19 protein-coding genes are annotated in these 23847 nt (G+C 64.3%); 9 read left to right on the top strand and 10 right to left on the bottom strand.

Annotated elements, in window-relative coordinates; all coding sequences use genetic code 11:
- Together FGK63_RS09340 and FGK63_RS09335 are read right to left on the bottom strand one after the other, a co-directional pair.
- Entirely contained in the window at window positions 1–801 is an 801-nt protein-coding gene (locus tag FGK63_RS09340; RefSeq protein ID WP_138841492.1) for a thioesterase family protein, read from the bottom strand.
- A gap of 13 nt (window positions 802–814) precedes the next feature.
- Complete coding sequence (locus tag FGK63_RS09335) at window positions 815–2050, bottom strand: acyl-CoA dehydrogenase family protein (RefSeq protein WP_138841491.1); 1236 nt, start codon at window positions 2048–2050, stop codon at window positions 815–817.
- A gap of 126 nt (window positions 2051–2176) precedes the next feature.
- Here FGK63_RS09335 and FGK63_RS09330 point away from each other — a divergent pair, with 126 nt between their 5' ends.
- On the top strand, window positions 2177–3112 hold the full coding sequence (locus FGK63_RS09330) for an NAD(P)-dependent oxidoreductase (RefSeq protein WP_138841489.1): 936 nt from the start codon (window positions 2177–2179) through the stop codon (window positions 3110–3112).
- Between the two features lie 4 nt (window positions 3113–3116).
- Here the strand turns inward: FGK63_RS09330 and gcvH are convergent, their stop codons facing one another.
- Entirely contained in the window at window positions 3117–3476 is a 360-nt protein-coding gene (gene gcvH / locus FGK63_RS09325; protein WP_138841487.1) for a glycine cleavage system protein GcvH, read from the bottom strand.
- Window positions 3477–3614: 138 nt separating this feature from the next.
- Window positions 3615–3971, bottom strand: coding sequence for a hypothetical protein (locus FGK63_RS09320; RefSeq protein ID WP_138841485.1), 357 nt, complete (start codon window positions 3969–3971; stop codon window positions 3615–3617).
- Between the two features lie 172 nt (window positions 3972–4143).
- Between FGK63_RS09320 and FGK63_RS09315 the strand changes: the two genes are divergently transcribed.
- From FGK63_RS09315 to FGK63_RS09290, 6 genes are all read left to right on the top strand, one after another.
- Window positions 4144–4977 carry a bifunctional allantoicase/(S)-ureidoglycine aminohydrolase gene (locus tag FGK63_RS09315; protein ID WP_138841483.1) on the top strand — a complete coding sequence of 278 codons (834 nt, stop codon included), beginning with the start codon at window positions 4144–4146 and terminating at the stop codon, window positions 4975–4977.
- A gap of 109 nt (window positions 4978–5086) precedes the next feature.
- Window positions 5087–5410, top strand: a complete 324-nt coding sequence (locus tag FGK63_RS09310) for a hypothetical protein (RefSeq protein WP_138841481.1) — start codon at window positions 5087–5089, stop codon at window positions 5408–5410.
- Between the two features lie 55 nt (window positions 5411–5465).
- Complete coding sequence (locus tag FGK63_RS09305; protein WP_138841479.1) at window positions 5466–6452, top strand: type I glyceraldehyde-3-phosphate dehydrogenase; 987 nt, start codon at window positions 5466–5468, stop codon at window positions 6450–6452.
- Between the two features lie 188 nt (window positions 6453–6640).
- Complete coding sequence (locus FGK63_RS09300) at window positions 6641–8419, top strand: autotransporter assembly complex protein TamA (RefSeq protein WP_342777323.1); 1779 nt, start codon at window positions 6641–6643, stop codon at window positions 8417–8419.
- Window positions 8416–12504 (top strand): translocation/assembly module TamB domain-containing protein, encoded by a 4089-nt coding sequence (locus FGK63_RS09295; RefSeq protein ID WP_246043991.1) that lies wholly within the window; start codon window positions 8416–8418, stop codon window positions 12502–12504. The genes FGK63_RS09300 and FGK63_RS09295 overlap by 4 nt, the downstream gene beginning before the upstream one ends.
- Before the next feature lie 74 nt (window positions 12505–12578).
- Window positions 12579–14363, top strand: coding sequence for a gamma-glutamyltransferase family protein (locus FGK63_RS09290; protein WP_138841475.1), 1785 nt, complete (start codon window positions 12579–12581; stop codon window positions 14361–14363).
- Here FGK63_RS09290 and FGK63_RS09285 read toward each other — a convergent pair.
- The 6 genes from FGK63_RS09285 to ychF all read right to left on the bottom strand — a co-directional run bounded on the left by FGK63_RS09285 (window position 14345) and on the right by ychF (window position 22246).
- Window positions 14345–14887 carry a thioesterase family protein gene (locus FGK63_RS09285; RefSeq protein ID WP_138841473.1) on the bottom strand — a complete coding sequence of 181 codons (543 nt, stop codon included), beginning with the start codon at window positions 14885–14887 and terminating at the stop codon, window positions 14345–14347. The two genes, FGK63_RS09290 and FGK63_RS09285, sit on opposite strands and share 19 nt — an antisense overlap.
- Window positions 14888–15007: 120 nt before the next feature.
- Entirely contained in the window at window positions 15008–17788 is a 2781-nt protein-coding gene (gene fdhF, locus FGK63_RS09280; protein ID WP_138841471.1) for a formate dehydrogenase subunit alpha, read from the bottom strand.
- Window positions 17781–18017, bottom strand: a complete 237-nt coding sequence (locus tag FGK63_RS09275; protein WP_138841469.1) for a hypothetical protein — start codon at window positions 18015–18017, stop codon at window positions 17781–17783. Before FGK63_RS09275 ends, fdhF begins: the two co-directional genes overlap by 8 nt.
- Window positions 18018–19721 carry an NAD(P)H-dependent oxidoreductase subunit E gene (locus FGK63_RS09270; protein WP_138841467.1) on the bottom strand — a complete coding sequence of 568 codons (1704 nt, stop codon included), beginning with the start codon at window positions 19719–19721 and terminating at the stop codon, window positions 18018–18020.
- An 86-nt stretch (window positions 19722–19807) separates the two neighbouring features.
- The gene (locus FGK63_RS09265) at window positions 19808–20689 is read right to left on the bottom strand and encodes a LysR family transcriptional regulator (RefSeq protein WP_138841465.1); all 882 of its coding nucleotides are present in this window, start codon (window positions 20687–20689) and stop codon (window positions 19808–19810) included.
- 459 nt (window positions 20690–21148) lie between these two features.
- Entirely contained in the window at window positions 21149–22246 is a 1098-nt protein-coding gene (gene ychF, locus FGK63_RS09260) for a redox-regulated ATPase YchF (protein WP_138841463.1), read from the bottom strand.
- Window positions 22247–22445: 199 nt separating this feature from the next.
- Between ychF and FGK63_RS09255 the strand changes: the two genes are divergently transcribed.
- Window positions 22446–22931: an acyloxyacyl hydrolase gene (locus FGK63_RS09255; RefSeq protein WP_138841461.1), complete on the top strand. Its 486-nt coding sequence runs from the start codon at window positions 22446–22448 to the stop codon at window positions 22929–22931.
- A 79-nt stretch (window positions 22932–23010) separates the two neighbouring features.
- Window positions 23011–23802: a tryptophan synthase subunit alpha gene (gene trpA / locus FGK63_RS09250; protein ID WP_138841459.1), complete on the top strand. Its 792-nt coding sequence runs from the start codon at window positions 23011–23013 to the stop codon at window positions 23800–23802.
- The last annotated feature ends 45 nt before the right edge of the window (window positions 23803–23847 follow it).

Below are 23847 nucleotides of genomic sequence, written 5' to 3'. Positions count from 1 at the left end.
TTATCCGGGCGGGAACAGGACCAGCGTCTGCAGCGCGGTCGCGACGGGCCCGTTCGTGTCGTATAGCACTGCCTGAGCCATGCCGATGCCATTTGCGTGCCAATGCGAAACAGATTCGGAAGCGAGCCATTCCGAGACCGGCTCGCGATGGACATGGACGGACAGGTCGGTGTTCATGAAGCCCATCTCGGTGGGCGGCGCGTTCCAGGAAATGCCGTTGCCGCAATCTGCAAGCGGGCAAAGCGACTGGATCGGCGATTGCCGCTCCCCCTCCAACAGCGGCGGCGCGCGCATCCAGATGGTCTTGGGTCCCGGATCGTGGCTTTGGCCTTTGGGATACAGGACATCGACGAACTGCGCGAAATACGGCAGATCGTGACGCGCCTGTCGGATCGGGAACGGTCCCGGTTCGGCGTCTTCAATGCGGGGGGACGGCACCTGCGCGTTCCGCACCTCTCCCATCTTCTTGCGCACAAGGTGCATCGTCGTGGCGGTGGCGCAGAGCGTCTCGTCCGGATCATGCACCGTCACGCGTGTCGTCGCCAATGTCCTCGTGTGGCGCACGGTCTCGGCCGATACCCTGAGCCCGGTCAAGGGCAAGGGGCGCAGCACGTCCACCGTCAGGCGGGTCAGCATCTTTTCCGGACCTACCTCCCGCTCGGCCGCTCGGGCAATCAGCCCCGTGACCGGACCGGCATGGCAATGGTCCGGCGACCACGGCCCCCGGACCGGGTCGTTGCCGACGAAAACGCCGCCCGCCCCGAGGTGGAAATATGATTCGCGGACCCGTTCCTTTTCCATCACGCCACCCGGGTCAGACTTTCTCCTGCGTGTGCTTCTTCAACTCGGCCCGCGCCACCTGCCGTCGATGAACCGCGTCCGGGCCGTCGGCCAGACGCAGCGTCCGCACATGAGTCCAGGCGATGGCCAGCGGCGTGTCCTGGCTGACGCCCTGCCCGCCGAACATCTGCACCGCCTCGTCGATCACCTTGAGCGCCACGCGCGGGGCCACGACCTTGATCTGGCTGATCCACGGCGCCGCCGCCCGGGCATCGCCCTGATCCATGTACCAGGCGGCCTTGAGGCACAGCAGACGCGCCATCTCGATCTCCATTCGGCATTCGGCGATGATGTCGTAATTCGCGCCCAGTTGCGCCAGCTTCTTGCCGAAAGCTTCGCGCTGCATCGACCGCTTGCACATGCGCTCAAGCGCGATCTCGGCCTGACCGATGGCGCGCATGCAGTGGTGGATACGGCCCGGCCCCAGGCGGCCCTGCGCAATCTCGAAGCCCCGGCCCTCGCCCAGAAGGATGTTCTCGGCGGGAACGCGCACGTTGGTAAGCCGGATGTGCATGTGCCCGTGCGGCGCGTCGTCGTGACCATAGACTTCCATCGGCCGCAACACCTCGATGCCGGGCGTATCCGCCGGCACCACGATCATCGACTGGCGCTGATGTTTGGGCAGTTCTTCGCCCCCGGTCTTGACCATGACGATATAGACCTTGCAACGCGGGTCGCCGGCCCCCGAAGCCCACCATTTCTCGCCGTTCAGTACGTATTCGTCCCCGTCCCGGACGCAGGACATCGAGATGTTGGTGGCGTCGGAACTGGCCACTTCCGGTTCGGTCATCAGGTAGGCCGAGCGGATCTCGCCCTCGAGCAGCGGCTTGAGCCATTGCTTCTTCATCTTTTCCGAGCCGTAGCGTTCGAACACTTCCATGTTGCCGGTATCGGGCGCCGAACAGTTGAACACCTCGGCCCCCAAGGGCGTCTTGCCCATCTCCTCGGCGAAATAGGCGTATTCGACCGTTGTCAGGCCAAACCCCTTGTCGCTGTCGGTCAGCCAGAAATTCCACAGACCCGCGGCCTTGGCCTTGGCCTTCAACCCCTCGAGGATCTCGGCCTGACGCTCGGTATATTGCCACCGATCGCCCTTGCCGATCTCGGCCTGGTATTCCTCTTCCAGCGGCATGATCTCGTCCCGCACCATCGTGGCGACGCGCTGCAAGAGCTTGCGGTTCTCGTCCCGCATCCCGAATGTCATGTTCATGAAACTGTCTCCTCCGACCGGCCTACCGGGCTTTACCTTGGGCCGAAGGATGACTTAGCTGCGCGGACAAAGTCCAGTTGCGTGACGGAACGTCACAAGCGTGAAAATGCAAGGGAGGCCGAGCTCATGGCGCTGTTGATCGAGACCGGAATGTCGGGGTGGATGACCGACGCGGAAATCGCCGAACAGGTGCGGGACCAGTTCCCCCAAGCGGACATCCGCACGCCGGATGCAATCGGAAACCCCGATGAAATCACCATGATGGCGGTGGTTGGCTTGAACCCGGAACGCGTCGCGCAGCTGCCGAACCTGCGGCTTGTCCAGAAACTTGGCGCGGGCGTGGAAACCATCGTCCGCAATCCGGCCCTGCCCGGCCATGTCCGCGTGACGCGGTTGAAACCCGACGCGCCCGCCCGCGAGATCGCCGAGTGGTTCCTCGCCTACATCCTGCGCGCACATCGCAACATGCCGATGCACGAAGCGGAACAACGCATGGCTGCTTGGACACCGGTCGAACCGAAGTACACGCCGGATACGGTCGTCGGCGTCTTCGGCCTTGGGCACATCGGTGCGCGCACCGCGCGGATGCTGCGCGATCTCGGGTTCCAGGTGAAAGGGTGGAGCCGTTCGCGCAAGGACATCGAAGGTATCGATTGCCGCGATGGCGCGGCAGCCCTTCCCGCGCTGTTGGCAGAATGCGATCACGTTTGCGCCATCCTGCCGTCGACGCCGGAGACAGTGGGATTGTTTGACGCCGGGCTTCTGGCGGCGATGAAGCCCGGCAGCCAGCTGCTCAACGCCGGGCGCGGCGATCTGATCGACGAAACCGCCCTGATGTCGGCACTGGATGCCGGGACGCCGGGGCACGCGGTTCTGGACGTGGTGCGCGAGGAACCTTTGCCCGCCGAAAGCCCGCTTTGGCGCCATCCCCGCATCACCATCACGCCGCATGTTTCGGGGTGGCACCTGGGCGACGCCATGAAAGACGTGGCCGAGAACTTCCGCCGCCTCGGCGCCGAGGAACCCCTGTTGCACGAAGTGGACCGAAATCGCGGTTACTGACGCCCTATCCGATGAATTCGTTGTAGGCCGCTTCGTCCATGTAATCGTCCATCGGCGACATGTCGGTGACCTTGATCTTGAAGAACCAAGCGTCGCCGGTCGGATCCTCGTTGACCAGTCCCGGGTTGTCGGTCAGCACCTCGTTCACCTCGACGATCTCGCCATCCAGCGGGGCAAGAATGTCGGACGCGGCCTTGACCGACTCGATCACCACGATCTCGTCGTCCTTGCTTACCTCGGTGCCCACTTCGGGCAGTTCGACAAATACCACGTCGCCCAACTGCTCCGCGGCATGAGCGGTGATTCCCACCGTCACCACGTCACCGTCGGCCTCGAGCCACTCGTGTTCTTCCGTGTATTTCATGTCCCTGTTTCCCCTGAACTGCGGTTGTTCCCTCTCCTTGCGCCAGAGCAGGCAAGGCGAGCGCATGGAATCTGCATAGTCGATTATTGCGCTCGCTCAAGCAGCGATTGGATCGGCGGCGGGACGGCACCTCAGGCTTCAGGGCGTCAGGATCCAGTTGCCGCCGGCATCCAGGCATCGCCGCGTGCGGATTTCGCGGGTCTGGCCGGTCTTTCCCGACACGACGAAATGCTGTAGATGCGCGCAATCTTCCTGCATCTCGCGAACGCGAACGGTGCCCTTCGATCCGGTGTCCGGATTGGACCATGACGCCTCCTGCCCCACTAGCGGCCGGCCCTTGGCAAACAGCGAAGCTGCGGCCGCATTCTGCATCTCGAAATCCGCCGGGCTCAGCCCCAGTTCCGCGACCATTCGCGACAGTGGCTTGGCCTGCCCTTCCGATCCCGAAAAGAACAGCGCCGCAGTCACCAGGACCGTGCATACCCAAGCTTTCATGACTGCCTCGCGAAACCGAAATCCATGTCTCGTCAACGATATCCCTCCGTAGGCCGCTTGTCCAAACCCGGCCGCCATCTTCAAAATATCCCGAACAAACCTATCAGGACACCGCCGCTAGGACCGCCCCGGCTTTGCGCTCATATTGCCCGGAAACGAACAGAGGATCCCGATGGAACGTCCTTCCTATTATGCCCCCACAGGCGGTCATCCGGGCCAGGAGCAACTCCTGACCGACCGCGCCATGTTCACCGAAGCCTATGCGGTTGTCCCGAAAGGCACCATGCGCGACATCGTGACCAGCTTCCTGCCCTTCTGGGAGGGCACCCGCCTCTGGGTCCTGTCCCGCCCGCTGAGCGGCTTTGCCGAAACCTTTTCGCAATACATAATGGAAATTCAGCCCGGAGGCGGCAGCGACCGGCCCGAGACCGACCCCGAAGCCGAAGGCGTGATCTTCGTGGTCGAGGGGGCCGTGACGTTGACGATCGGCGGCTCAATTCATGTGCTCGAAACGGGCGGATACGCCTATGTCCCGCCGGGCAGCGACTGGACCCTGCACAACCGCGCCGGTCCGGTGGCCCGCTTTCACTGGATCCGCAAGGCCTACGAGGCCGTTCCGGGCTTGCCGGCGCCGGACCCGGTCATCGCCAACGAACGCGACATCGCACCGACACCGATGCCCGGAACCGAAGGGCGCTGGGCCACCACGCGCTTTGTCGATCCCGCCGACCTGCGGCACGACATGCACGTCACCATCGTCACCTTCGAACCCGGTGGCGTGATCCCCTTTGCCGAGACGCACGTGATGGAACACGGGCTATACGTTCTCGAAGGCAAGGCGGTATACCGGCTCAATCAGGATTGGGTCGAGGTCGAGGCGGGCGACTACATGTGGCTGCGCGCCTTTTGCCCGCAAGCCTGCTATGCGGGCGGGCCGGGGCGTTTCCGCTACCTTCTCTACAAGGACGTCAACCGGCACATGCCGCTTTCCCTGACCCGCCGCTGAGTGGCCAAGATCCCGCCGCGACAGTGTTTTTTCGCGCCAGGGCTTCACAGCAGGCTCGGAATTTGCTCAAATCAGGCCAAGGATTTTGAGACTTGTCGGAGATTGTTCAATGAAACTGCGCAGAACGATGGCGGCGATTGCCGCGCTTGCCGCCCTTGTGGCGGTCGATACGACACAAGCCGTGGCCAAGGAAGAGACCAGATCGGTCTTCGTCATGAGCCGCACATGGGCAGTGACCAAAGTGTCCGACGCGCCGGTCATCTACCGGGCGACGCGCGACAACAACAACCTCAACCCGTTCGGCCCGCCGCCGCGCCTGCGCACCATCCAGGCCATTGCCGCCATTCAGCAGGCGACAGGGTGCAGGGTGATCCGGTCCAGCATGTATCAGAACATTTCCGGCCAGTTCTTTTCGCAGGTCGTCTGCGGCTGACACATGCGCAGGAACGGGCATTGAGGTCGGTCAGACACCCTGCCATAGCTTGCGCATGAAACTCGCGATCAACGGATTCGGCCGCATCGGCCGCACGATCCTGCGGCAGGTTCTTTCGCTGCCGCAGGGGTCGGGTGTCGAACTGGTGCAGATCAACGACATCGCGCCGCTCGAAACATGCGCCTACCTGTTCAAATATGACAGCACGTTCGGCCCGTATCCCGGCGAGGTTACCGCCGGAAACGAAGTTCTGATGGTCGATGACCAGGCAATCCCGGTCACGCACAGCCACGATCTGGCGCGGGTGGATCTGACCGGTGTGGACGTTCTGCTCGATTGCACCGGCGTCGCTCGGACCTCGGACGTGGCAAGCCGCGGCCTGACCGCCGGGGCGGGCAAGGTGCTTATTTCGGGCCCCTCACCGGCCGCCGAGATCACGATTGTTCTGGGCGCGAACGAGGATCAGCTGGGCAATGCGCGGATCGTGTCGAACGCCTCCTGCACCACCAATGGGCTAGCGCCCCTGGCCAAGGCGATCGACGCGATCGGCGGCATCGCCTCGGCGCATATGACCACCATCCATTGCTATACCAACAGCCAGCCCATGGTGGACGCCCCGCGGGGCGATCTGGCGCGGTCGCGGGCGGGGGCCCTGTCGATGGTGCCTACGACATCCAGCGCGACCCATTTGATCGACGCCGTTCTGCCGCATCTTGCGGGCCGTATCTCCGGCGCGGCGGTAAGGGTGCCAACCGCCAGCGTTTCGGCGGTGGATCTGGTTGTGCAGCTCGAACGGGGCATGGGCGCAGACGTGTTCGACAATGAGCTGCGAAAGGTGGTCGCCGCGTCACCCGTGCTTGGCTGGACAGACCTGCCGCTGGTGTCCTCGGACCTGCGCGCCCGTTCCGAGTCGCTGATCATCGCGGGACCCGAAACCCGGATGACCGGAGACCGTCAAGTCCGGGTCTTTGGGTGGTACGACAATGAATGGGGATTCTCGGCCCGGATGCTGGACGTCGCCCGCCTGATGTCCGGCGGTTGACCGGAACGCCTCCGCTCGACACAAAGTGGCGCGGAATTGCCTGACGGCAGGTCAAAACCCTTTTCATCCGCGGGCTCCGATGCTCTAACTCATAGGTGAAAAGCCGCGACTTGTTCGCCGGCCAAAAACGATTTCGAGTTGGGGCAGACTGGAGCCGTATCATGCCGTTCGACGGGCCGCAGAGTATAGTGAGGGCTTGGCTCTTCACGCTCGTTGCCGCCCTGGCGCCAAATGCCGCGCTGGCCCTTGAAACCGTGCTGTCCGCGCCCGGCGCTCCGGCGGCGCTGCAAAAACGAATGGCCGAGACCTCGTCGGTCATGACCTCGGAATCGCGGGGCCTCGACACGCCAATCGAAATCCTGTCCGCCGCGGTTTCCGACTATCGAACGCTGGTTCAGATCCTCTATGACGAGGGCTATTTCAGCCCCACGGTCAGCATCCGGCTGGATGGGCGCGAGGCCGCCGACATCGACACGCTCGAACTTCCGCGCCAGATCAACCGCGCCGTCATCACCGTGAACACGGGCCCTACATTCACTTTCGGCACGGCAGTCATCGCGCCCCTGGCCCCCGGAACGCAGTTGCCCGAGGGTTTCGCGACCGGAAAACCGGCGACGACGGGCATCATTCAGGACGCCGCCCGCACCGGCGTTCAGGCCTGGGAGGATGTGGGGCACGCCAAGGCCGACGTCGGCGGTCAAAGGATCACCGCGCGCCACGCGCAGGCGCGGCTGGACGCACAGATAGACCTGCGCCCCGGCCCCAGGCTGACATTCGGCAAGATGCACATCAAGGGCGGCACCGACGTCCGCCACGATTCCATCCGGAAAATCGCGGGATTTCCAACAGGTAAGGTCTATTCCCCCGAGCAGTTGAAAAAAGTCGGCACCCGGCTGCGCCGCACCGGCACGTTCAACTCCGTGACGATCGTAGAACATGAAACCCCCAATCCCGACGGCTCGCTTGATTTCGACGCCACGTTCGAGGATCTGCCAAAACGGCGCCTTACCTTCGGTGTCGAGATATCGTCGCGCGAGGGTTTGGACGTCAGCACCACCTGGACCCATCGCAACGTTGCCAGGCGCGCGCAACGGTTCCGGTTCGAAGCCTCCATCCGGAACATCGGCGGATCGGAAGACATCGACGGGCGGCTCGGAATGCGCCTGGACCAGCCGGACCGGCTTGGCCCCGACGACAGCACGTTCTACACCGCGTATATCGAGCGGCGGAACACCACGCATTACAATGTCTCGGTCGCTTCGGCGGGCTATGGTGCAAGGCGGACGTTTTCCGACCGGCTCTACGCCGAGGCCTATGCGGGTCTGTATTTTTCCGATGCGGACGACGCCTATGGCAGCGGTCGAAAATTCAACTACCTAATCATCCCCTTCCGGTCCGAATGGGATCAGCGCGACAACAAGGTCAGCGCCACAAGGGGCTACTATCTTGACGCACAAGTGATGCCCTTCGCGGGCTTTTCGGCCTCTGATTCCGGGCTGCGGCTGTTTTTCGACGGGCGCAGCTACTGGAGCCCGGTGGCCAGCGGTCGCCTGGTTCTCGCGGGGCGGGTTCAGCTGGGCTCGGTCCTTGGTCCGTCGCCGGACGGGGTCACTCCGGATTTCTTGTTCTTTTCGGGCGGCGCCGGAACGGTTCGCGGCCAGCCCTTCGAAAGTCTGGGCATACCGGTCGGAACCGGCGTGGCCGGCGGCCGGTCCTTTCTGGGCCTGTCCGGCGAGGTCCGCGGGCACGTGACGGGAAAACTGTCGCTCGTGGGGTTCTACGACTTCGGCACGGTGGACACCTCGTCCTTCATCGGCGCCGATGCCGAATTTCACTCGGGCGCAGGTCTTGGGGTTCGCTACGATCTGGGCGGTTTCGGCCCGCTCCGCGTGGACCTGGCGTTTCCGGTGCAAGGGGATACGGGCGACGGCTTTCAATTCTACATCGGGATAGGGCAAGCGTTTTGAAACGCCGGGTTGCATATCCTTTGGCGATCCTCAGCCTGACGCTCGGCCCTTCGGTCCTAGCACAGGACCAGGCCGAGGAAAGCGGCGGAATGCTTGTCGATTTCCTGCAGAACACCCTGTCGGGGGACGGACGTACCGTGTCGGTCAGGGGGCTGAGCGGTGCGTTGAGCGCGCGCGCCACCATCGAGCAGATCGCGGTCTCGGACGATGAAGGCGTTTGGCTGACCATCGACAATGCCGTGCTTGACTGGAACCGGCTCGCCCTGATCCGCGGACGCTTTTCGGTGAACGCGCTGACCGCAGAGGAAATCAACATCGAACGGGCGCCCGGCCCCACCACGACGGAAGAGCCGCTGCCGACCGCCGAGGCAAAGCCGTTCCAACTGCCGGAACTGCCGGTGGCGATCGAGATCGGCGAATTGCGCGTCGACCATCTGGTTCTCGGAAAGCCGCTGATCGGCGTGGCCGCGGATCTCAAGGTCGACGGGGCGCTGGACCTGGCCGATGGCGCGCTGGACACTCATCTCGACGTCACCCGGCTGGACCGTCCCGGCGATACGATCAACCTGACCGCACGGTTCGAGAACGAAAACAGCATGATCGGTCTGGATCTGGAGGTCATCGAGGATGCCGGCGGGTTGATCTCGACTGCGCTCAGGATCCCGGGTCAACCCTCGCTGCAACTGACGGCCAAGGGCGATGGGCCGGTCACAGACTTCACCGCCGACATTTCGCTGAGCACCGAGAATACCCAACGCGTCGCCGGACAGGTCCGGCTGCGCGAGGTACCGGCCCCGGATGGCGGGTCCGGGCAGGAGATCGCCTTTACCGCCGATCTGGGCGGAGATTTGACGCCGTTCCTGGCCGACGATCTCGACACTTTCTTCGGGACGGAGACGCGCCTCCACGTGGATGGCCGGGCCGGTGCCGAGGGTCGCGTCGAACTGTCCGAACTGGACGTGACCTCAAACGCCCTGCGGCTTGAAGGTGAGTTGAGCCTCGCCAGGGGCCAACTCGAGAAGGCCGCGCTTCAGGCCCGCATCACCCCGCCGCAAGGCGAAACCGTGGTGCTTCCGGTCCCCGGGGGTCAAACCACGATCGGTGCGGCTCAGCTTTCGGGCCTGTTCGATCAGGCCAATGGCAACATCTGGGATCTGAGCCTGACAGCCGACGATCTGAAGACGCCCGAAATGCAACTGGATCAGGCCTTGCTCACCGCTCAGGGAACTCTGCAGCAAGGCGCGGCGCTGCAGCTGGACGGCGACCTTCAGGCGGCGCTGGACGGGTTGAAAATGGCGGACCCGGCTTTAGATTCCGCGCTGGGGCGCCGGATATCTCTGGACAGCCAATTCGGGTTGCGGGACGACCAGACGCTCGAGGTGACGGGTCTGGAACTGGTGGGCGCGGACTACGTCCTCGACGCCGACGCCGTGATCGACGGGCTGGAGAGCGGATTTCACCTCGACGGCTCAGCGTCGCTCGACGCCAAGGACCTGTCACGCTTTTCCGGCCTCGCAAAGATGGATCTGGCCGGGTCCGTGTCCGCCAAGGTGGTGGGCAACGGCTCTCCGCTTGCCGGCAGTTTCGACGGCAAGCTGGACGTCGCGGGCCGGAATCTGGCCACCGGCAGGGCGGACATCGACCCGCTCATCGCCGGCGAGACCACGATATCGCTGGACGCAAAACGCGGGCCGGACGGGTTGACCATTCGCGAGCTTGCCATCGACGGCGCCGCCCTGACGGCCCAGGCCGCCGCGGTCGTGACCAGCCCGAACGGAAACCTGACCGTCGACGGCACGGCCACGGTCGAAGCGCCTGACCTTTCAGTATTTTCCGGATTGGCCAGGATGAATCTGGGCGGCGCCGCGCAAGCCTCGGTCGACGGCAAGGCCGCGCTCAAGACACTGGATTTCGACGGCACGGCCGACATCACCGGCCAGAACCTGAAGACCGGTCGCGCCGACATCGACCCGCTTATTTCGGGGCAGACGGAAATCCATCTGGACGCCTCGCGCACCGCCGAGCAGATCGTGATCCGCAGCGCGAAGGTGAATGGAGCCGCCCTGCAGGCGGATGTGGTGGCGACCATCACCGATCCCGATGGCGCCTTGTCAGTCGAAGGGCGGGCGGAAGTCGACGCGCCGGATCTGTCCCTGTTTTCGGGCCTCGCCGGCATGGACATCGCCGGCTCGGTAAAGGCTACGGCCGAAGGCAGCGGAACCCGTCAGACCCAAGCCTTCGACATTCGCGCCGATCTGGATGCCGAAGATCTGGAAACCGGCTTGGCCAAGATAGACGAACTGATCCAGGGGCGCACGACACTCGACCTGGATGCGGCAAATGGTGAACTCGGGTTGCAGATCCGGACCTTCAGGCTGGACGGAACCGCGCTTACGGCGACGGCGCAGGGTCGACTGAGCCGCGACACGGGCGAGTTGAAATTCACGGCCACGCTCGACGATCTGTCGCGGATCTCCACCACGACTAAAGGCCCGCTGGTCCTGAGCGGAGGCGTCTCTCCGGCCGACAACGGTTTGCAAGGCCACGTAAGCCTGAAAGGGCCGGACACATCCTTTGCGGACCTGTCCGGCACGGTGGGATCCGATGGCAGCGCCGACCTGGATTTCGACGCAAGACTGGACAGGCTTGAACGCTACGCGCCTGAATTCCCGGGCAGCATCGAAGCCAAGGGAAACGCGAAACGCGACAATGGGGTCTGGACGATAGATGCAACCGCAAAAGGGCCGGCCCAGATCGACGGCACCGTGGCGGGTACCTACAATGAAAGCACTTCCGAAGCCGACCTTGGCGCCAAGGGCACCGTCGCCATTGGAATTGCGAACAAGTACATATCACCCAACCAGATCAGCGGCACCGCCCGGTTCGACATGGCGTTGAAGGGCAAGCCCGGCCTTGACGCGCTGAGCGGCAAGATTTCCACGTCTGGAACGACGATGGCACTGCCCAACCTCGGTCAGACGATCACCGGGATCGGCGGCGACGTGACCCTCGCCAACGGCACGGCGACCGCGGCGCTGCAGGGCGGGATGCGCGCGGGCGGCAGTTTCACGGTGTCGGGTCCGGTCGAACTCAAGCCGCCGTTCAACGGGCAGATCACCGTCGCACTGAACGACCTCGTCCTGACCGATCAACTGCTCTACGAAACTTCGCTGAACGGGCAAGTCACGATGTCCGGCCCCCTCGCGGGCAACAGCGCGATTGCCGGGCAGATCGATTTCGGGGAAACCAACATCAACCTGGCCGCTGCATCCGGAGCCGTCGGGGCCGCGCCGATCCCTCCGATCCGCCATGTCAACGAACCAGGACCCGTGCTCGTCACCCGCGAGCGGGCGGGCCTGGTCGAACAGGAAGGCAAATCCGGCGAAGCCTCGCGCATCTCGCTGGACGTGAGCCTGCTGGCACCCAAGGCCGTTTTCGTCCGGGGCCGCGGGGTGAACGCGGAACTGGGCGGACGCATCCATGTCGGGGGCACCACGAAATCCATTTCGCCATCCGGACAGATCGATCTGATCCGCGGCGTTCTGGACATACTTGGCCGCCGCCTGACTCTGACCAAGGGTGTCATCTCGCTTCAAGGCAACCTGACGCCTTATATCGAGTTCGAATCCGCCGCCAGCACATCGGACGGCACGGCCGTCATCGAGATCGCGGGACCATTGGATTCGCCCAAGGTGGAGATCACCTCTGACCCGGAGCGCCCCCCGGAGGAAGCATTGGCCATGCTTCTGTTCGGAAACCGTTTTTCCGAGCTTTCGCCCTTTGTCATCGCGCAGATGGCGGCGTCGCTGGCGGAACTCAGCGGCGCAGGCGGTGACGCGACCAAGGGGATCCGGGACGCGACCGGCGTCGATACGATCGACCTCGGGGCGGACGACAATGGCCTTGGGCGCGTCGGCGTCGGGGCTTATCTGGGCGAGAACATCTACACCGATCTGACCGTCAACACCGAAGGCGAAACCGAAGTGAACCTGAATCTGGACCTGACCGACAAGTTCACGGTTCGGGGAACGGTGGACAGCAAGGGCGAAACCGGTTTCGGCATATTCTACGAGCGCGACTACTAGCCGAAGCTGAGCGCCCATGACTTGACCCTCTCTGGCAAGCATGCAGGATCGGCGCGAACAGCAAACGATCCGCCATGACCTTTACGACACGTCCCGAAATCGCAGGAACCTATGGCGTCGTCGCCTCTACCCACTGGATCGCATCCGCCGTCGGCATGCGCATCCTGGAACGGGGTGGCAATGCTTTTGACGCCGCCGCCGCCATGGGCTTCGTGTTGCATGTGGTGGAGCCGCACCTGAACGGCCCGCTGGGCGACATGCCGATGCTGATCAGGCCGGCTGGCGCAGGTGAACCCATCATGGTTTGCGGGCAGGGAACCGCGCCTGCGGGCGCGACCATCGCGCGCTACCGCAGCGAAGGGCTCCGGCGAATTCCCGGCTCCGGCCTGCTGGCCACCGTCATTCCGGGCGCCTTCGATGCCTGGATGCTCGTGCTGCGCGATCACGGCTTGCTGCCGCTGCGCGACATTCTGGAGCCCGCCATCCACTATGCCGCGAAAGGCCACCCCGTCCTGCCGCGCGTAGCACACACCATTGCCGGGCTGGCGGAGTTCTTTCGCACCGAATGGCCGACCTCGTTCGAGACCTGGCTGCCCCTGGGCCGCGCACCTCAGCCGGGCCAACTCATGCGCAACCCGCAACTGGCCGCGACCTGGGAGCGGTTGCTGCGCGAGGCCGAGGCAACACCAGAGCGTGCTGCGCAGATCGATACTGCGCGCGATGCATTCTACCGGGGTTTCGTGGCCCAAGCGATCGACACCTACCTGCGCGACGCCTGCGTGATGGACGCCGCCGGCGAACGGCGGAAAGGGGTTCTGACCGGTCACGACCTGGCCGGCTGGCAGGCGCATTACGAGCAGCCCATTGCGGGCGAGTATCGCGGCTGGGCGGTGTGGAAGGGCGGCCCCTGGACCCAAGGCCCCACCCTGCTGCAATCGCTGAACCTGCTTGAAGGTTTCGACCTGGATACCGCCGACGCCGCCGGTTTCGTTCATCTGGTCACCGAAGCCATGAAACTCGGCTTCGCCGACCGCGAAGCCTATTACGGCGACCCGGAACACAGTGACATCCCGATGGCAGAGTTGCTTTCACAGGACTACGCCGGAAAGCGGCGGACGCTGATCGGTGAGGCCGCCTCGACCGAGCAATGGCCGGGCCGCCTGCCGGGGCGCGAGCATTGGGCGGAAGCGGCGATTGCCCGGGCGGCAGAGCCCTATGTGACCGGCGGGCAGATCGGCACCGGAGAGCCCACCATGGCGCATCTTGCCGAGAGGCGTGGCGACACCGTGCATGTGGACGTGATCGACCGTTGGGGCAACATGGTCTCGGCGACGCCGTCGGGCGGCTGGCTGCAATCCTCGCCAGTGGTGCCGGGGTTGGGAATGCCGCTCAACACCAGGGCGCAGATGTTCTGGCTGGACGAAGGTCTGCCTACATCGCTGGCGCCGGGCCGCCGTCCGCGCACCACCCTGTCGCCGTCGATGGCCCGCAGCCCGGACGGGGTGGAAATGGCGTTCGGAACGCCGGGCGGCGATCAGCAGGATCAATGGCAACTGATCTTCCTGTTGCGGCTGATCCACTGCCGCATGAACCTGCAGCAGGCGATCGACGCGCCCCTGTTCCACACGGCCCATTTCCAAAGCTCGTTCTACCCGCGCGAGGCACGCCCCGGGCATCTCATGATCGAACCGGGAATCGGAGAGGCGGTGATCGCGGACCTGCGCAGGCGCGGACATGACGTGGAACTTGCCGAACCCTGGACCGTCGGCAGGCTTACTGCCGCCAGCAGAGCGCCGGACGGGTTGCTGCGTGCGGCCGCGACGCCGCGCCTGATGCAGGCCTATGCCATCGGCCGGTGATCCCCGGCCTGTTTTCGACGGATGCCGATAGGCTGGCCGATCTGCGGCGCGGGTTCGAGCGACTTGTGATCTTCGACCATGCGCGCCAGACGCGCCGCGGCCCATTCCGGGTAGGGCGCCGAACGTCCGGTTGCATGGCTGACGTTGATGAAAAGCCCCTCCTGCGTCGCGCAGAGCGCACCGTCAGCCTCGGCAAACATCTCGGCGAAATAGTGGCCCCGCTTTCCGTCGGCGTCGAGCAGGCGCAGGCGATAGTAGAATGGCTCGCCCTCGCGCAGCTCGCGCAGGAAATGCAGATGCGACTGGATCATGTAGGGGCCCTCGCCCGTGGCCTCGACTTGTACGCCTCCCAGGCCCAGGTGTTCGACCATCACCTCCTCCAGCGCCAGATCGAAGGCGACGCCGTAGTAGCCCACGTTCATGTGGCCGTTGTAGTCGATCCATTCGGGTTTCACCGTAAATCCCCGCACCTCGACCGGAGCCGGATACGGGCCGTCATGGCCGCCGGGTGGCGTCTGGGTCATCTGTGTTCCCTCCCTTTTGACTGAAGGTCAGAGTGCCCGTCCTGCCCTGCAAGTCCAGCCCTATCGGCAAAGAAAAAGCGGCCCCCGAAGGAGCCGCCTTGAACGTCCATAGTCCGTCGCTTACTCCGCAGCGATCGCCTCGCCGGCCTTTTCGACCCGAACTGCCGCGTATTTGAACTCGGGGATCTTGCCGAAAGGATCCAGCGCCGAGTTGGTCAGGATGTTCGCCGCCGCCTCTACATAGGCGAAGGGCAGGAACACGTTGTCCTCGGCAATGGCCCGGTCGGCGCGGACCATGACATCGACCGAGCCGCGGCGCGTGGTCAGCTTGATCATGTCGCCCGGCTCGACCCCCATGCGGCGCAGCGTGGCGGGGTTCATCGAACAGTTCGCCTCGGGCTCGACCGCGTCCAGAACATTCGAACGGCGGGTCATCGAGCCGGTGTGCCAATGCTCCAACTGGCGGCCGGTGATCAGGACGAAGGGATATTCCGTATCGGGCCGCTCGTCGGGATCGATGATCTTGGCCGGTGTGAAGCGGGCGCGCTTGCTGGCGCGCGGGAAGCCGTCGCCGAACACGATCGCCTGCCCCGGATCCTCGGGCGAGAGCGACGGATAGGTCACCGCCTCGGATTCCAGACGTTCCCAGGTGATGTTGTCGAGCGAGCCCATGTTGAGCTTCATCTCGGCGAACACCTCCTTCGGGTGGGTGTAGGACCAGTCGAGGCCGAGCCTCTTGGCCAGTTCCACCTCGATCCACCAATCCTCCCTCGCCTCGCCCGGAGGCGTGACCGCGGGACGGCCCATCTGCACCTGGCGGTTGGTATTGGTCACTGTGCCGGTCTTTTCCGCCCAGGCCGAAGCTGGCAGAATGACGTCGGCATAGTTTGCCGTCTCGGTCAGGAAAATGTCCTGCACCACCAGGTGATCCAGCATCGCCAGCGCGGCGCGGGCATGGTCCACGTCCGGGTCGGACATCGCCGGGTTCTCGCCCAGGATATACATGCCCTTGATGTCGCCGGCATGGATCGCTTCCATGATCTCGACAACGGTCAGGCCCTTCTGGTTCGAGAAGTCCGGGCTGTTCCACACCGAGGTGAAGGCCGACCGCACGCCATCGTCGGTCACCGACTGGTAGTCCGGCAGGAACATCGGGATCAGGCCCGCGTCAGAGGCGCCCTGCACGTTGTTCTGCCCGCGCAGCGGGTGCAGGCCGGCGCCGGGCTTGCCGACATTGCCGGTCATCAGCGCCAGCGAGATCAGGCAGCGCGAGTTGTCGGTGCCGTGGATATGCTGGCTGACGCCCATGCCCCAAAAGATCATCCCGGCCTTGCCCTTGGCGAAGGTACGGGCCGCGTCGCGCAGAACCTCGGGTTCGATGCCGCAGATCGGCGCCATCTTCTCGGGCGTGTACTCGGCCAGATGCGCCTTCATCTCTTCCCAGTTCTCGGTGAACTGCGCGATGTACTCGGCGTCGTACAGCTCTTCGGTGACGATGACATTCATCATCGCGTTCAGCATCGACACGTCGCCGCCGGGTTTGAACAGCAGGCGGTGGCTGGCGAACTTGCCCAGACCGACACCGCGCGGATCGCAGACGATCAGCTTGCCGCCGCGCTTGGCGAACTGCTTGAAATAGGTCGCCGCGACGGGATGGTTTTCGATCGGGTTGCAGCCGATGACGATGGCCACATCCGCGTTCTCGATCTCGTTGAAGGTCGCTGTCACCGCGCCCGAGCCCACGTTTTCGATCAGGGCCGAAACCGAGGAGGCATGGCACAGCCGGGTGCAATGGTCGACGTTGTTGTGACCAAAGCCCTGACGGATAAGCTTCTGGAACAGATAGGCTTCTTCGTTCGAGCACTTGGCCGAGCCGAAGCCCGCGACATAGGTTCCCTTTCGGGCGCGCAGATCGGCCAGACCCTTGGCGGCGAAATCCAATGCTTCTTCCCAGCTCGCCTCGCGGAAGTGGGTGTGCACGTTGCCCGGATCGACGTTCAGCCCCTTGGGCGCGCCCTCCTTGCGGATCAGCGGCTTGGTCAGGCGATGCGGGTGGTCGATATAGTCGAACCCGAAGCGGCCCTTGACGCACAGGCGGTTTTCGTTGGCCGGGCCATCGACGCCGGTCACGTACTTGATCTTGTTGTCCTTGATCTTGAAGGACAACTGGCAGCCGACGCCGCAGAACGGGCAGACGCTTTCGACCTCGCGGTCGAAATCCTTGCTGTCGCCGGCCTGGCTCTCGTCCAGCACCGTCGCGGGCATCAGGGCGCCGGTCGGGCAGGCCTGAACGCATTCGCCGCAGGCGACGCAGGTCGAGGCGCCCATCGGGTCGTCCTGGTCGAAGGTCACCTTGGCCAGATGCCCGCGATAGGACATGCCGATCACGTCATTGACCTGAACATCGCGGCAGGCGCGGACGCAGAGGTTGCAGTTGATGCAGGCATCGAGGTTTACGCGCATCGCAACGTGGGACGCGTCGAGCAGCGGAACGCTCTCGGCCTCCCTGGCCGGGAAGCGGCTTGTCGAGACATCGTTCAGCCGGGCCATGTCCCAGAAATGCGAAGAGGAGTCGTGGGCCACCTCGGGCTGATCCGCCACCAGCAGTTCCATCACCATGGCGCGGGATTTCTCGGCCCGGTCGGTATCGGTCTTGACCTTCATCCCTTCGGCCACCGGACGGATGCACGAGGCGACCAGCGTGCGCTCGCCCTCCACCTCGACCATGCAGGCGCGGCAGTTGCCGTCGGGGCGATAACCCGGCTCGGGCTTGTGGCAGAGATGCGGGATCACCAGACCACGCCCGTTGGCCGCCTCCCAAATGGTCCAGCCCTCGGGCACGGTGACCTCTTCGCCGTTCAGGCTGAAGGTGACAGTCTTGGTTTCGCTTGCGTCAAGCATTTCCGAATTCCTTATTCAGGATTGCCAGAAGCTGGCGTGCGGAGTTTTCGTCGAATTGCAGGGTCTGGCTTAGTTTATCAGGCATATCTCTTTCAGCCGACCCGTAGGTGTTGAGTTGTAGAACCTTTTTTCCGCCGCTCTCGGAAACCAGATACTTGCATACGACTTGGGTGGGATGGAGCGATCGAAATTCGCGCTCGTCCCGCTCAAACTGGGTTACAAGCGCCAATTAGATTTCCTCCGAGAAGTGTTTCATCACCAGCCGGATCGGGTTCGGCGCCGCCTGCCCCAGTCCGCAGATCGAGGCATCGGCCATCACCTGGCACAGGTCCTCGAGCAGGTCGGTATCCCAGCGGTCGGCCTCCATCAGCTTGACGGCCTTTTCGCAGCCGGCCCGGCAGGGCGTGCACTGGCCGCAGCTTTCGTCCTCGAAGAACCGCAGCATGTTCAGCGCCGCGCCGCGCGCCGTGTCCTGATCCGACAATACCACGACCGCGGCGGACCCGATGAAGGTGCCCAGCGGTTGCAGCGTGTCAAAGTCGAGCGGGACGTCGTCTATACTGGAGGGGAGAAGACCTGACGACGGCCCGCCCGGTTGATACGCCTTGAACGCATGGCCCTCGGCCATGCCCCCGGCCGCATCAATCACATCAAGAATGGTCGATCCCGCAGGCAGCAGGTAGACGCCCGGCTTGGCGACCCGGCCCGAGACCGAGTAGCTGCGCAGGCCCTTGCGACCATTCTTTTCGACCGAATTGAGGATCTCCGGGCCTTCCCGGCAGATCTTTGAGACCCAGTAGAGGGTTTCCACGTTGTGCACCAAGGTCGGGCGGCCAAAGACCCCCACCTGCGCCACGAAGGGCGGGCGGTGGCGCGGCAGGCCGCGCTTGCCTTCGATCGACTCGATCATCGCGCTTTCTTCGCCGCAGATATATGCGCCCGCGCCGCGGCGCAGGTCGATATATCCCGGCTCGACGATCCCGGCCTTTTCCAGCGCCGCGATCTCGGCTGCAAGAATTTCCAGCACCGCCGGGTATTCGTCGCGCATGTAGATGAAGCAGGTCTCGGCTTCGACCGCCCAGGCGGCGATCAGCATGCCTTCGAGAAAGACATGCGGCGTGCGTTCAAGGTAGTAGCGGTCCTTGAAGGTGCCCGGCTCGCCCTCGTCGCCGTTCACGGCAAGGTAGCGCGGCCCCTCGTTCATGCGGACGAAGCCCCATTTCCTGCCCGACGGGAACCCGGCGCCGCCAAGCCCGCGCAGGCCCGATGCGAGGATCTTTTCCTGAACCTCTTCCCATTCGCCGCTCTGGCGGAGGGATCTCAGCGTCTCGTAGCCGCCGTCTGCGGCATAGCTGGCGAAGGTCTCGTAATCGGGGAGATGGGCGTGTGTGTCGCCCGCCGCGATGGCGGCCTGCACCTTTTCCGGGGTGGCATGGTCGATATGGTTGTGCCCGATTTCCAGCACCGGGGCAGTGTCGCAACGGCCCATGCAGGGCGCGCGCAGCACGCGGACCTTGGCGGGATCAAGGCCGTCTTCCAGCGCCTTCTTCAGTTGCTGGGCGCCGGCCATCTCGCAGCTGAGCGAATCGCAGACGCGGATGGTCAGCGCGGGCGGCGGCACCTCGTCCTCTTTCACCACGTCGAAATGGGCATAGAAGGTTGCGGTTTCGTAGACCTCGGCCTGACCGACCTTCATCTCGGCGGCCAGCGCGCAGATGTGTTCGGCGGACAGGTGGCCATGGGCATCCTGGATCAGATGCAGGAATTCGATCAACAGGTCGCGGCGGCGCGGACGGTCGCCCAACAGGCGCTGCACTTCGGCCAGCGCCTCGTCGGTGAATTGCCGCCCCTTGGGCGTGCGACGCCCCTTGCCTTTACCTGACTTCCAGACGCCCTTCCGGTCGTCCGATGGCTTGGTGTCCAATGGTGCCATGATGCCCTCCGCTTGAGGCTTCCGTCTTTCATCAGCGGACCATATCGTCAAATCGCAAAATCCAATCGCACGATAACGACTGTTTATCACCGCAAAGACGTCACCACCCGGCGCAAGGCGTCGATCGTCGGCAGTTCCGGGTCGCGTGTCAGGGTCGCCAGGCAGATTGGCTTGCTGACTTCGGGATCCGTCAAAGGCAGCACCCGCGTCCCATCCAGATTGCCCAGCGCCCGCATCAGAACACGCGGCACGACCGTCGCCGCAAGCCCTTCGCAGGCCATGACCATCGAGGCGGTGAACCCGCTGGTTTCGGCCACTACGTCGGGATGTAGCCCCAATTCCGCAAAAATCCGGTCCAATATGCGCCGGTTCTGCATCTGCGGTTCCAGCAGGCTGATGGGGAATTCGGCGACCCGCGCCCAAGGTATCGGGCCGGTTTCCTCGGTCATGTGTTCGGGAACCAGCAGCACATAGGTTTCCTCGTAGAGCGGATGGACATGGCGCAGGTCGGTGCCGATGCTGTCGCCGTAGGTCACGCCCGCATCGATGCTGCCCTCGTCGAGCCGGTGCTGGATCGCGGTGGCCGACATCGTTTCGATGCGGCTCAGGATGCGGGGATGGGCGGCCTGCAGTCTTTTGATCAGGCGGCCGGTAAAGGCTACGGCGGTGGGGATAACGCCCAGGATCAGCGTGCCCGAGATTTCGCCGCGCGAGGCCAAGACTTCCTGTTCCAGCGCCTTGGTGTCGTCGAGGATGCGGCGGGCGCGGCGGACGATCATTTCGCCCTCTTCGGTCAGGCCCTGGAAGCGGTTGGCGCGGCGGACGATGGACACGCCCAAGCGGTCTTCCAGGTTGCGGATCCGCATGGAAAAGGCGGGTTGCGAGATGCCGCATTCCTCGGCGGCCTTGGCGAAATGGCGGTGGCGCGCCAGGGCGTTCAGCAGTTGAAGGTCACGGATTTCAAACACTTGGAGGCCTCGGCGCAGGGGTTCCGATGCGCTAGCATAGCGTGCCGCGGCGCCTGCGGAAGCCCCCGAAAAAGCCGTGCCAAACGCCGATCACCCAGCGGTGATGCAAGTTCATTTGCCAGGCCGCGGGAATGCGGCGAGGCTGGCGGCGGTCCTGTCCGGGGCCGGAATCCTCCGACTTGTACAGGAGCGGAAAGAGCGATGTTTCGATTTGTACCACCCGCAATCCTGGCCGCCGCGTTCCTGAGCCTGCCCCAGATCGCCGCCGCCGATGAAAGCGCGGCCGGGTAACCGGCCAAGGAACCTGCCGCCGCGACCAAGACCGACGACAATCCCTACTGGTCCAACTGGCCGCATGACCCCGAGCGCCAGGGCGGGCGTTCCTACAGCAAGCGCACCAGGATCGAATACGGCGGACCGGTCGAGCGCAACTTCGAGTCGGGCCGGCGCTGAGAGCGGTCAGGTGTTGAAGAGGAAGTGCATCACGTCGCCGTCCTTGACGACGTAGCTCTTGCCTTCGGACCGCATCTTGCCGGCTTCCTTGGCGCCCTGTTCGCCGTTGCACGCGACGAAGTCGTGATAGGCGATGGTTTCGGCGCGGATGAAGCCCTTTTCGAAATCGCCGTGGATCACGCCCGCCGCCTGCGGCGCTGCGGTGCCGGTGCGGATGGTCCAGGCGCGCGCCTCTTTCGGGCCGACGGTGAAATAGGTTTCCAGCTTGAGCAGGTCGTATCCCGCCCGGATCAGTCGGTCGAGGCCGGGTTCGCTGAGGCCCATTTCTTCCAGGAACATCTGCGCCTCGTCGGCGTCGAGCAGGCTGATCTCTTCCTCGATGCGGGCGCTGATGATGACGTGGGCGTTGCCCTGCGCGGCGGCCATCTCGGCCACGCGCGCCGAATGTTCGTTGCCTTGGGCGGCGTCTTCCTCGGCCACGTTGCAGACATAGAGAACCGGCTTGGTCGTCAGCAGCTGCAGCATCTTCCAGGCGCGGGCGTCCTCGTCGCTGACCTGGACCATGCGGGCGGGGTTGCCGGATTCCAGCATCGCCTGCGCGGCGGCCAGCAGACGCTCCTGCTGCTGCGCCTCCTTGTCGTTGCCCTTGAGCTTGCGCACCAGGTTGGCGCGGCGCTTTTCGATGCTTTCGAGATCGGCCAGCATCAGCTCGGTCTCGATGGTCTCGGCGTCGGCGACGGGGTCGACGCGGCCCTCGACATGGGTCACGTCGCCGTCCTCGAAGCAGCGCAGGACATGGGCGATGGCGTCAACTTCGCGGATGTTGGCCAGGAACTGGTTGCCCAGCCCCTCGCCCTTGGACGCGCCCTTCACCAGGCCGGCGATGTCCACGAAGGTCATGCGGGTGGGAATGACCTGGCGCGACTTGGCGATCGCCGCCAGCTTCTGCAGACGCGCATCGGGGACCGCCACGTCGCCCACGTTGGGTTCGATCGTGCAGAAGGGGAAATTGGCCGCCTGCGCCGCAGCCGTCTTGGTCAGCGCGTTGAACAGGGTCGATTTGCCCACGTTCGGCAGACCCACGATTCCCATTTTGATGCCCATGACGGTCTCCTGATGCCATTCGAGCGCCGCTTCTAGGCAGGTCGCGCGCGATGCGCAAGCTGGCATTCCGCGCGCCGGCGGCGCATCCCTTTTGACATGCAACACATTCGTGAGAAGAATGTGCGGTCATTGACACTGAAAACCCGCGTCGTGATAACCAGTTAATGTTCCGACCCGAACCAACGGAAGATAGGTAACGATGAAATTCCTGTTAGCTTCACTCGCAATTCTGGCTGGCGCCTCGGTCGCGCAGGCCCAAACCGTGATCTTCGGCGCGGGCTATGCCGACTATTCGCACGACCAGGGCGAGGACGAGGCCGTCATCTCGCTGGAATACCAGCACAGGCCGTTTCACCAGGCCACGCATTTCAGCGCCGGCTGGGGCGCGGTGGCGTCGGTGGACGCGGCCAGCGATTTCCACGTCGGGCTGGGCCTTTACGGGATCTACGATTTCAGCAACCGCTGGTTCACCGAGATCAGCGTCATGCCGGGCTATTACGACGCCGGCACCGCCGCGAACGATCTTGGCGGCAGCTTCCAGATTCGCAGCCTGCTGGCGGTCGGCTATGCCTTCGACAGCGGCAACCGCCTGTCCTTTGCCGTCACCCACCATTCCAACGCCAGCACCGACGAATTCAATCCCGGCGTGAACACGGCGCTGGTGCGGTTCCACAGATCTTTCTGAGCCGCACCGTCCGCAGCGGGATTGATTTTCGGGCCGAGTTTCTGCACATCAGGCCGAAACCCGATTGCAAGGACATCCGATGACCCGTATCGACGCCAAGTTCGCCGCCCTGAAGGCCGAGGGAAAGAAAGCCTTTGTCGCTTACGTCATGGCGGGGGATCCCGACTATGAAACCTCGCTGGAGGTGGTCCGGGGGCTGCCGGGGGCCGGGGTCGACGTGATCGAACTGGGCCTGCCCTTCACCGATCCGATGGCGGACGGGCCGACGATCCAGGCGGCGGGGCAGCGGGCGCTGGACGGCGGCATGACGCTGGACCGGACGCTGGAACTGGCCCGCAGCTTTCGCGAGACGGATGACAGCACGCCCATCGTGCTGATGGGCTATTACAACCCGATCTACAGCTGCGGCGTGGATCGGTTCCTGGACAAGGCCAGGGCCGCCGGGATCGACGGGCTGATCGTGGTGGACCTGCCGCCCGAAGAGGACGAGGAACTGTGTCTGCCGGCACAGAAGGCCGGGCTGAACTTCATCCGCCTGGCCACACCGACCACCGATGACAAGCGGCTGCCGCGGGTGATGCAGAACACCTCGGGCTTCGTCTATTACGTGTCGATCACCGGCATCACCGGCGCCGCCGAGGCGCAGGCGGTGGACGTCGCGCCGGAGGTGGCGCGGATCAAGGCGGTGACCGACTTGCCGGTGATCGTGGGGTTCGGCATCAACTCGCCCGAGAAGTCCCGCGCCATCGCGAGCGTCGCCGACGGCGCAGTTGTCGGTTCGGCCATCGTCGGCAAGATCGGCGCCGGCAAGCCGGTGGCCGAGGTTCTGGACTTTGTCAGAGGGCTGGCGGAGGGCGCGCATTCCGCCTGACGCGGCAGGAGCGATCGGACATGGCCCAGGCAAGCCCTGAACGGC

The organism is Ruegeria sediminis, assembly GCF_005938215.1.
GTDB classification, from domain to species: domain Bacteria; phylum Pseudomonadota; class Alphaproteobacteria; order Rhodobacterales; family Rhodobacteraceae; genus Ruegeria; species Ruegeria sediminis.
The sequence above is the reverse complement of the archived record's forward strand: the minus strand, read 5'-3'. Positions and strand labels throughout refer to the sequence as shown.

What these genes read in the sequence shown, in the direction of transcription:
- FGK63_RS09305 (WP_138841479.1), top strand. Translation starts at nt 5,466, where the DNA reads ATGAAACTCGCGATCAACGGATTCGGCCGCATCGGCCGCACGATCCTG.
- fdhF (WP_138841471.1), bottom strand. Translation starts at nt 17,788, where the DNA reads ATGCTTGACGCAAGCGAAACCAAGACTGTCACCTTCAGCCTGAACGGC.
- FGK63_RS09310 (WP_138841481.1), top strand. Translation starts at nt 5,087, where the DNA reads ATGAAACTGCGCAGAACGATGGCGGCGATTGCCGCGCTTGCCGCCCTT.
- FGK63_RS09315 (WP_138841483.1), top strand. Translation starts at nt 4,144, where the DNA reads ATGGAACGTCCTTCCTATTATGCCCCCACAGGCGGTCATCCGGGCCAG.
- FGK63_RS09320 (WP_138841485.1), bottom strand. Translation starts at nt 3,971, where the DNA reads ATGAAAGCTTGGGTATGCACGGTCCTGGTGACTGCGGCGCTGTTCTTT.
- FGK63_RS09335 (WP_138841491.1), bottom strand. Translation starts at nt 2,050, where the DNA reads ATGAACATGACATTCGGGATGCGGGACGAGAACCGCAAGCTCTTGCAG.
- trpA (WP_138841459.1), top strand. Translation starts at nt 23,011, where the DNA reads ATGACCCGTATCGACGCCAAGTTCGCCGCCCTGAAGGCCGAGGGAAAG.
- FGK63_RS09290 (WP_138841475.1), top strand. Translation starts at nt 12,579, where the DNA reads ATGACCTTTACGACACGTCCCGAAATCGCAGGAACCTATGGCGTCGTC.
- FGK63_RS09340 (WP_138841492.1), bottom strand. Translation starts at nt 801, where the DNA reads ATGGAAAAGGAACGGGTCCGCGAATCATATTTCCACCTCGGGGCGGGC.
- ychF (WP_138841463.1), bottom strand. Translation starts at nt 22,246, where the DNA reads ATGGGCATCAAAATGGGAATCGTGGGTCTGCCGAACGTGGGCAAATCG.
- FGK63_RS09255 (WP_138841461.1), top strand. Translation starts at nt 22,446, where the DNA reads ATGAAATTCCTGTTAGCTTCACTCGCAATTCTGGCTGGCGCCTCGGTC.
- gcvH (WP_138841487.1), bottom strand. Translation starts at nt 3,476, where the DNA reads ATGAAATACACGGAAGAACACGAGTGGCTCGAGGCCGACGGTGACGTG.
- FGK63_RS09330 (WP_138841489.1), top strand. Translation starts at nt 2,177, where the DNA reads ATGGCGCTGTTGATCGAGACCGGAATGTCGGGGTGGATGACCGACGCG.
- FGK63_RS09285 (WP_138841473.1), bottom strand. Translation starts at nt 14,887, where the DNA reads ATGACCCAGACGCCACCCGGCGGCCATGACGGCCCGTATCCGGCTCCG.
- FGK63_RS09270 (WP_138841467.1), bottom strand. Translation starts at nt 19,721, where the DNA reads ATGGCACCATTGGACACCAAGCCATCGGACGACCGGAAGGGCGTCTGG.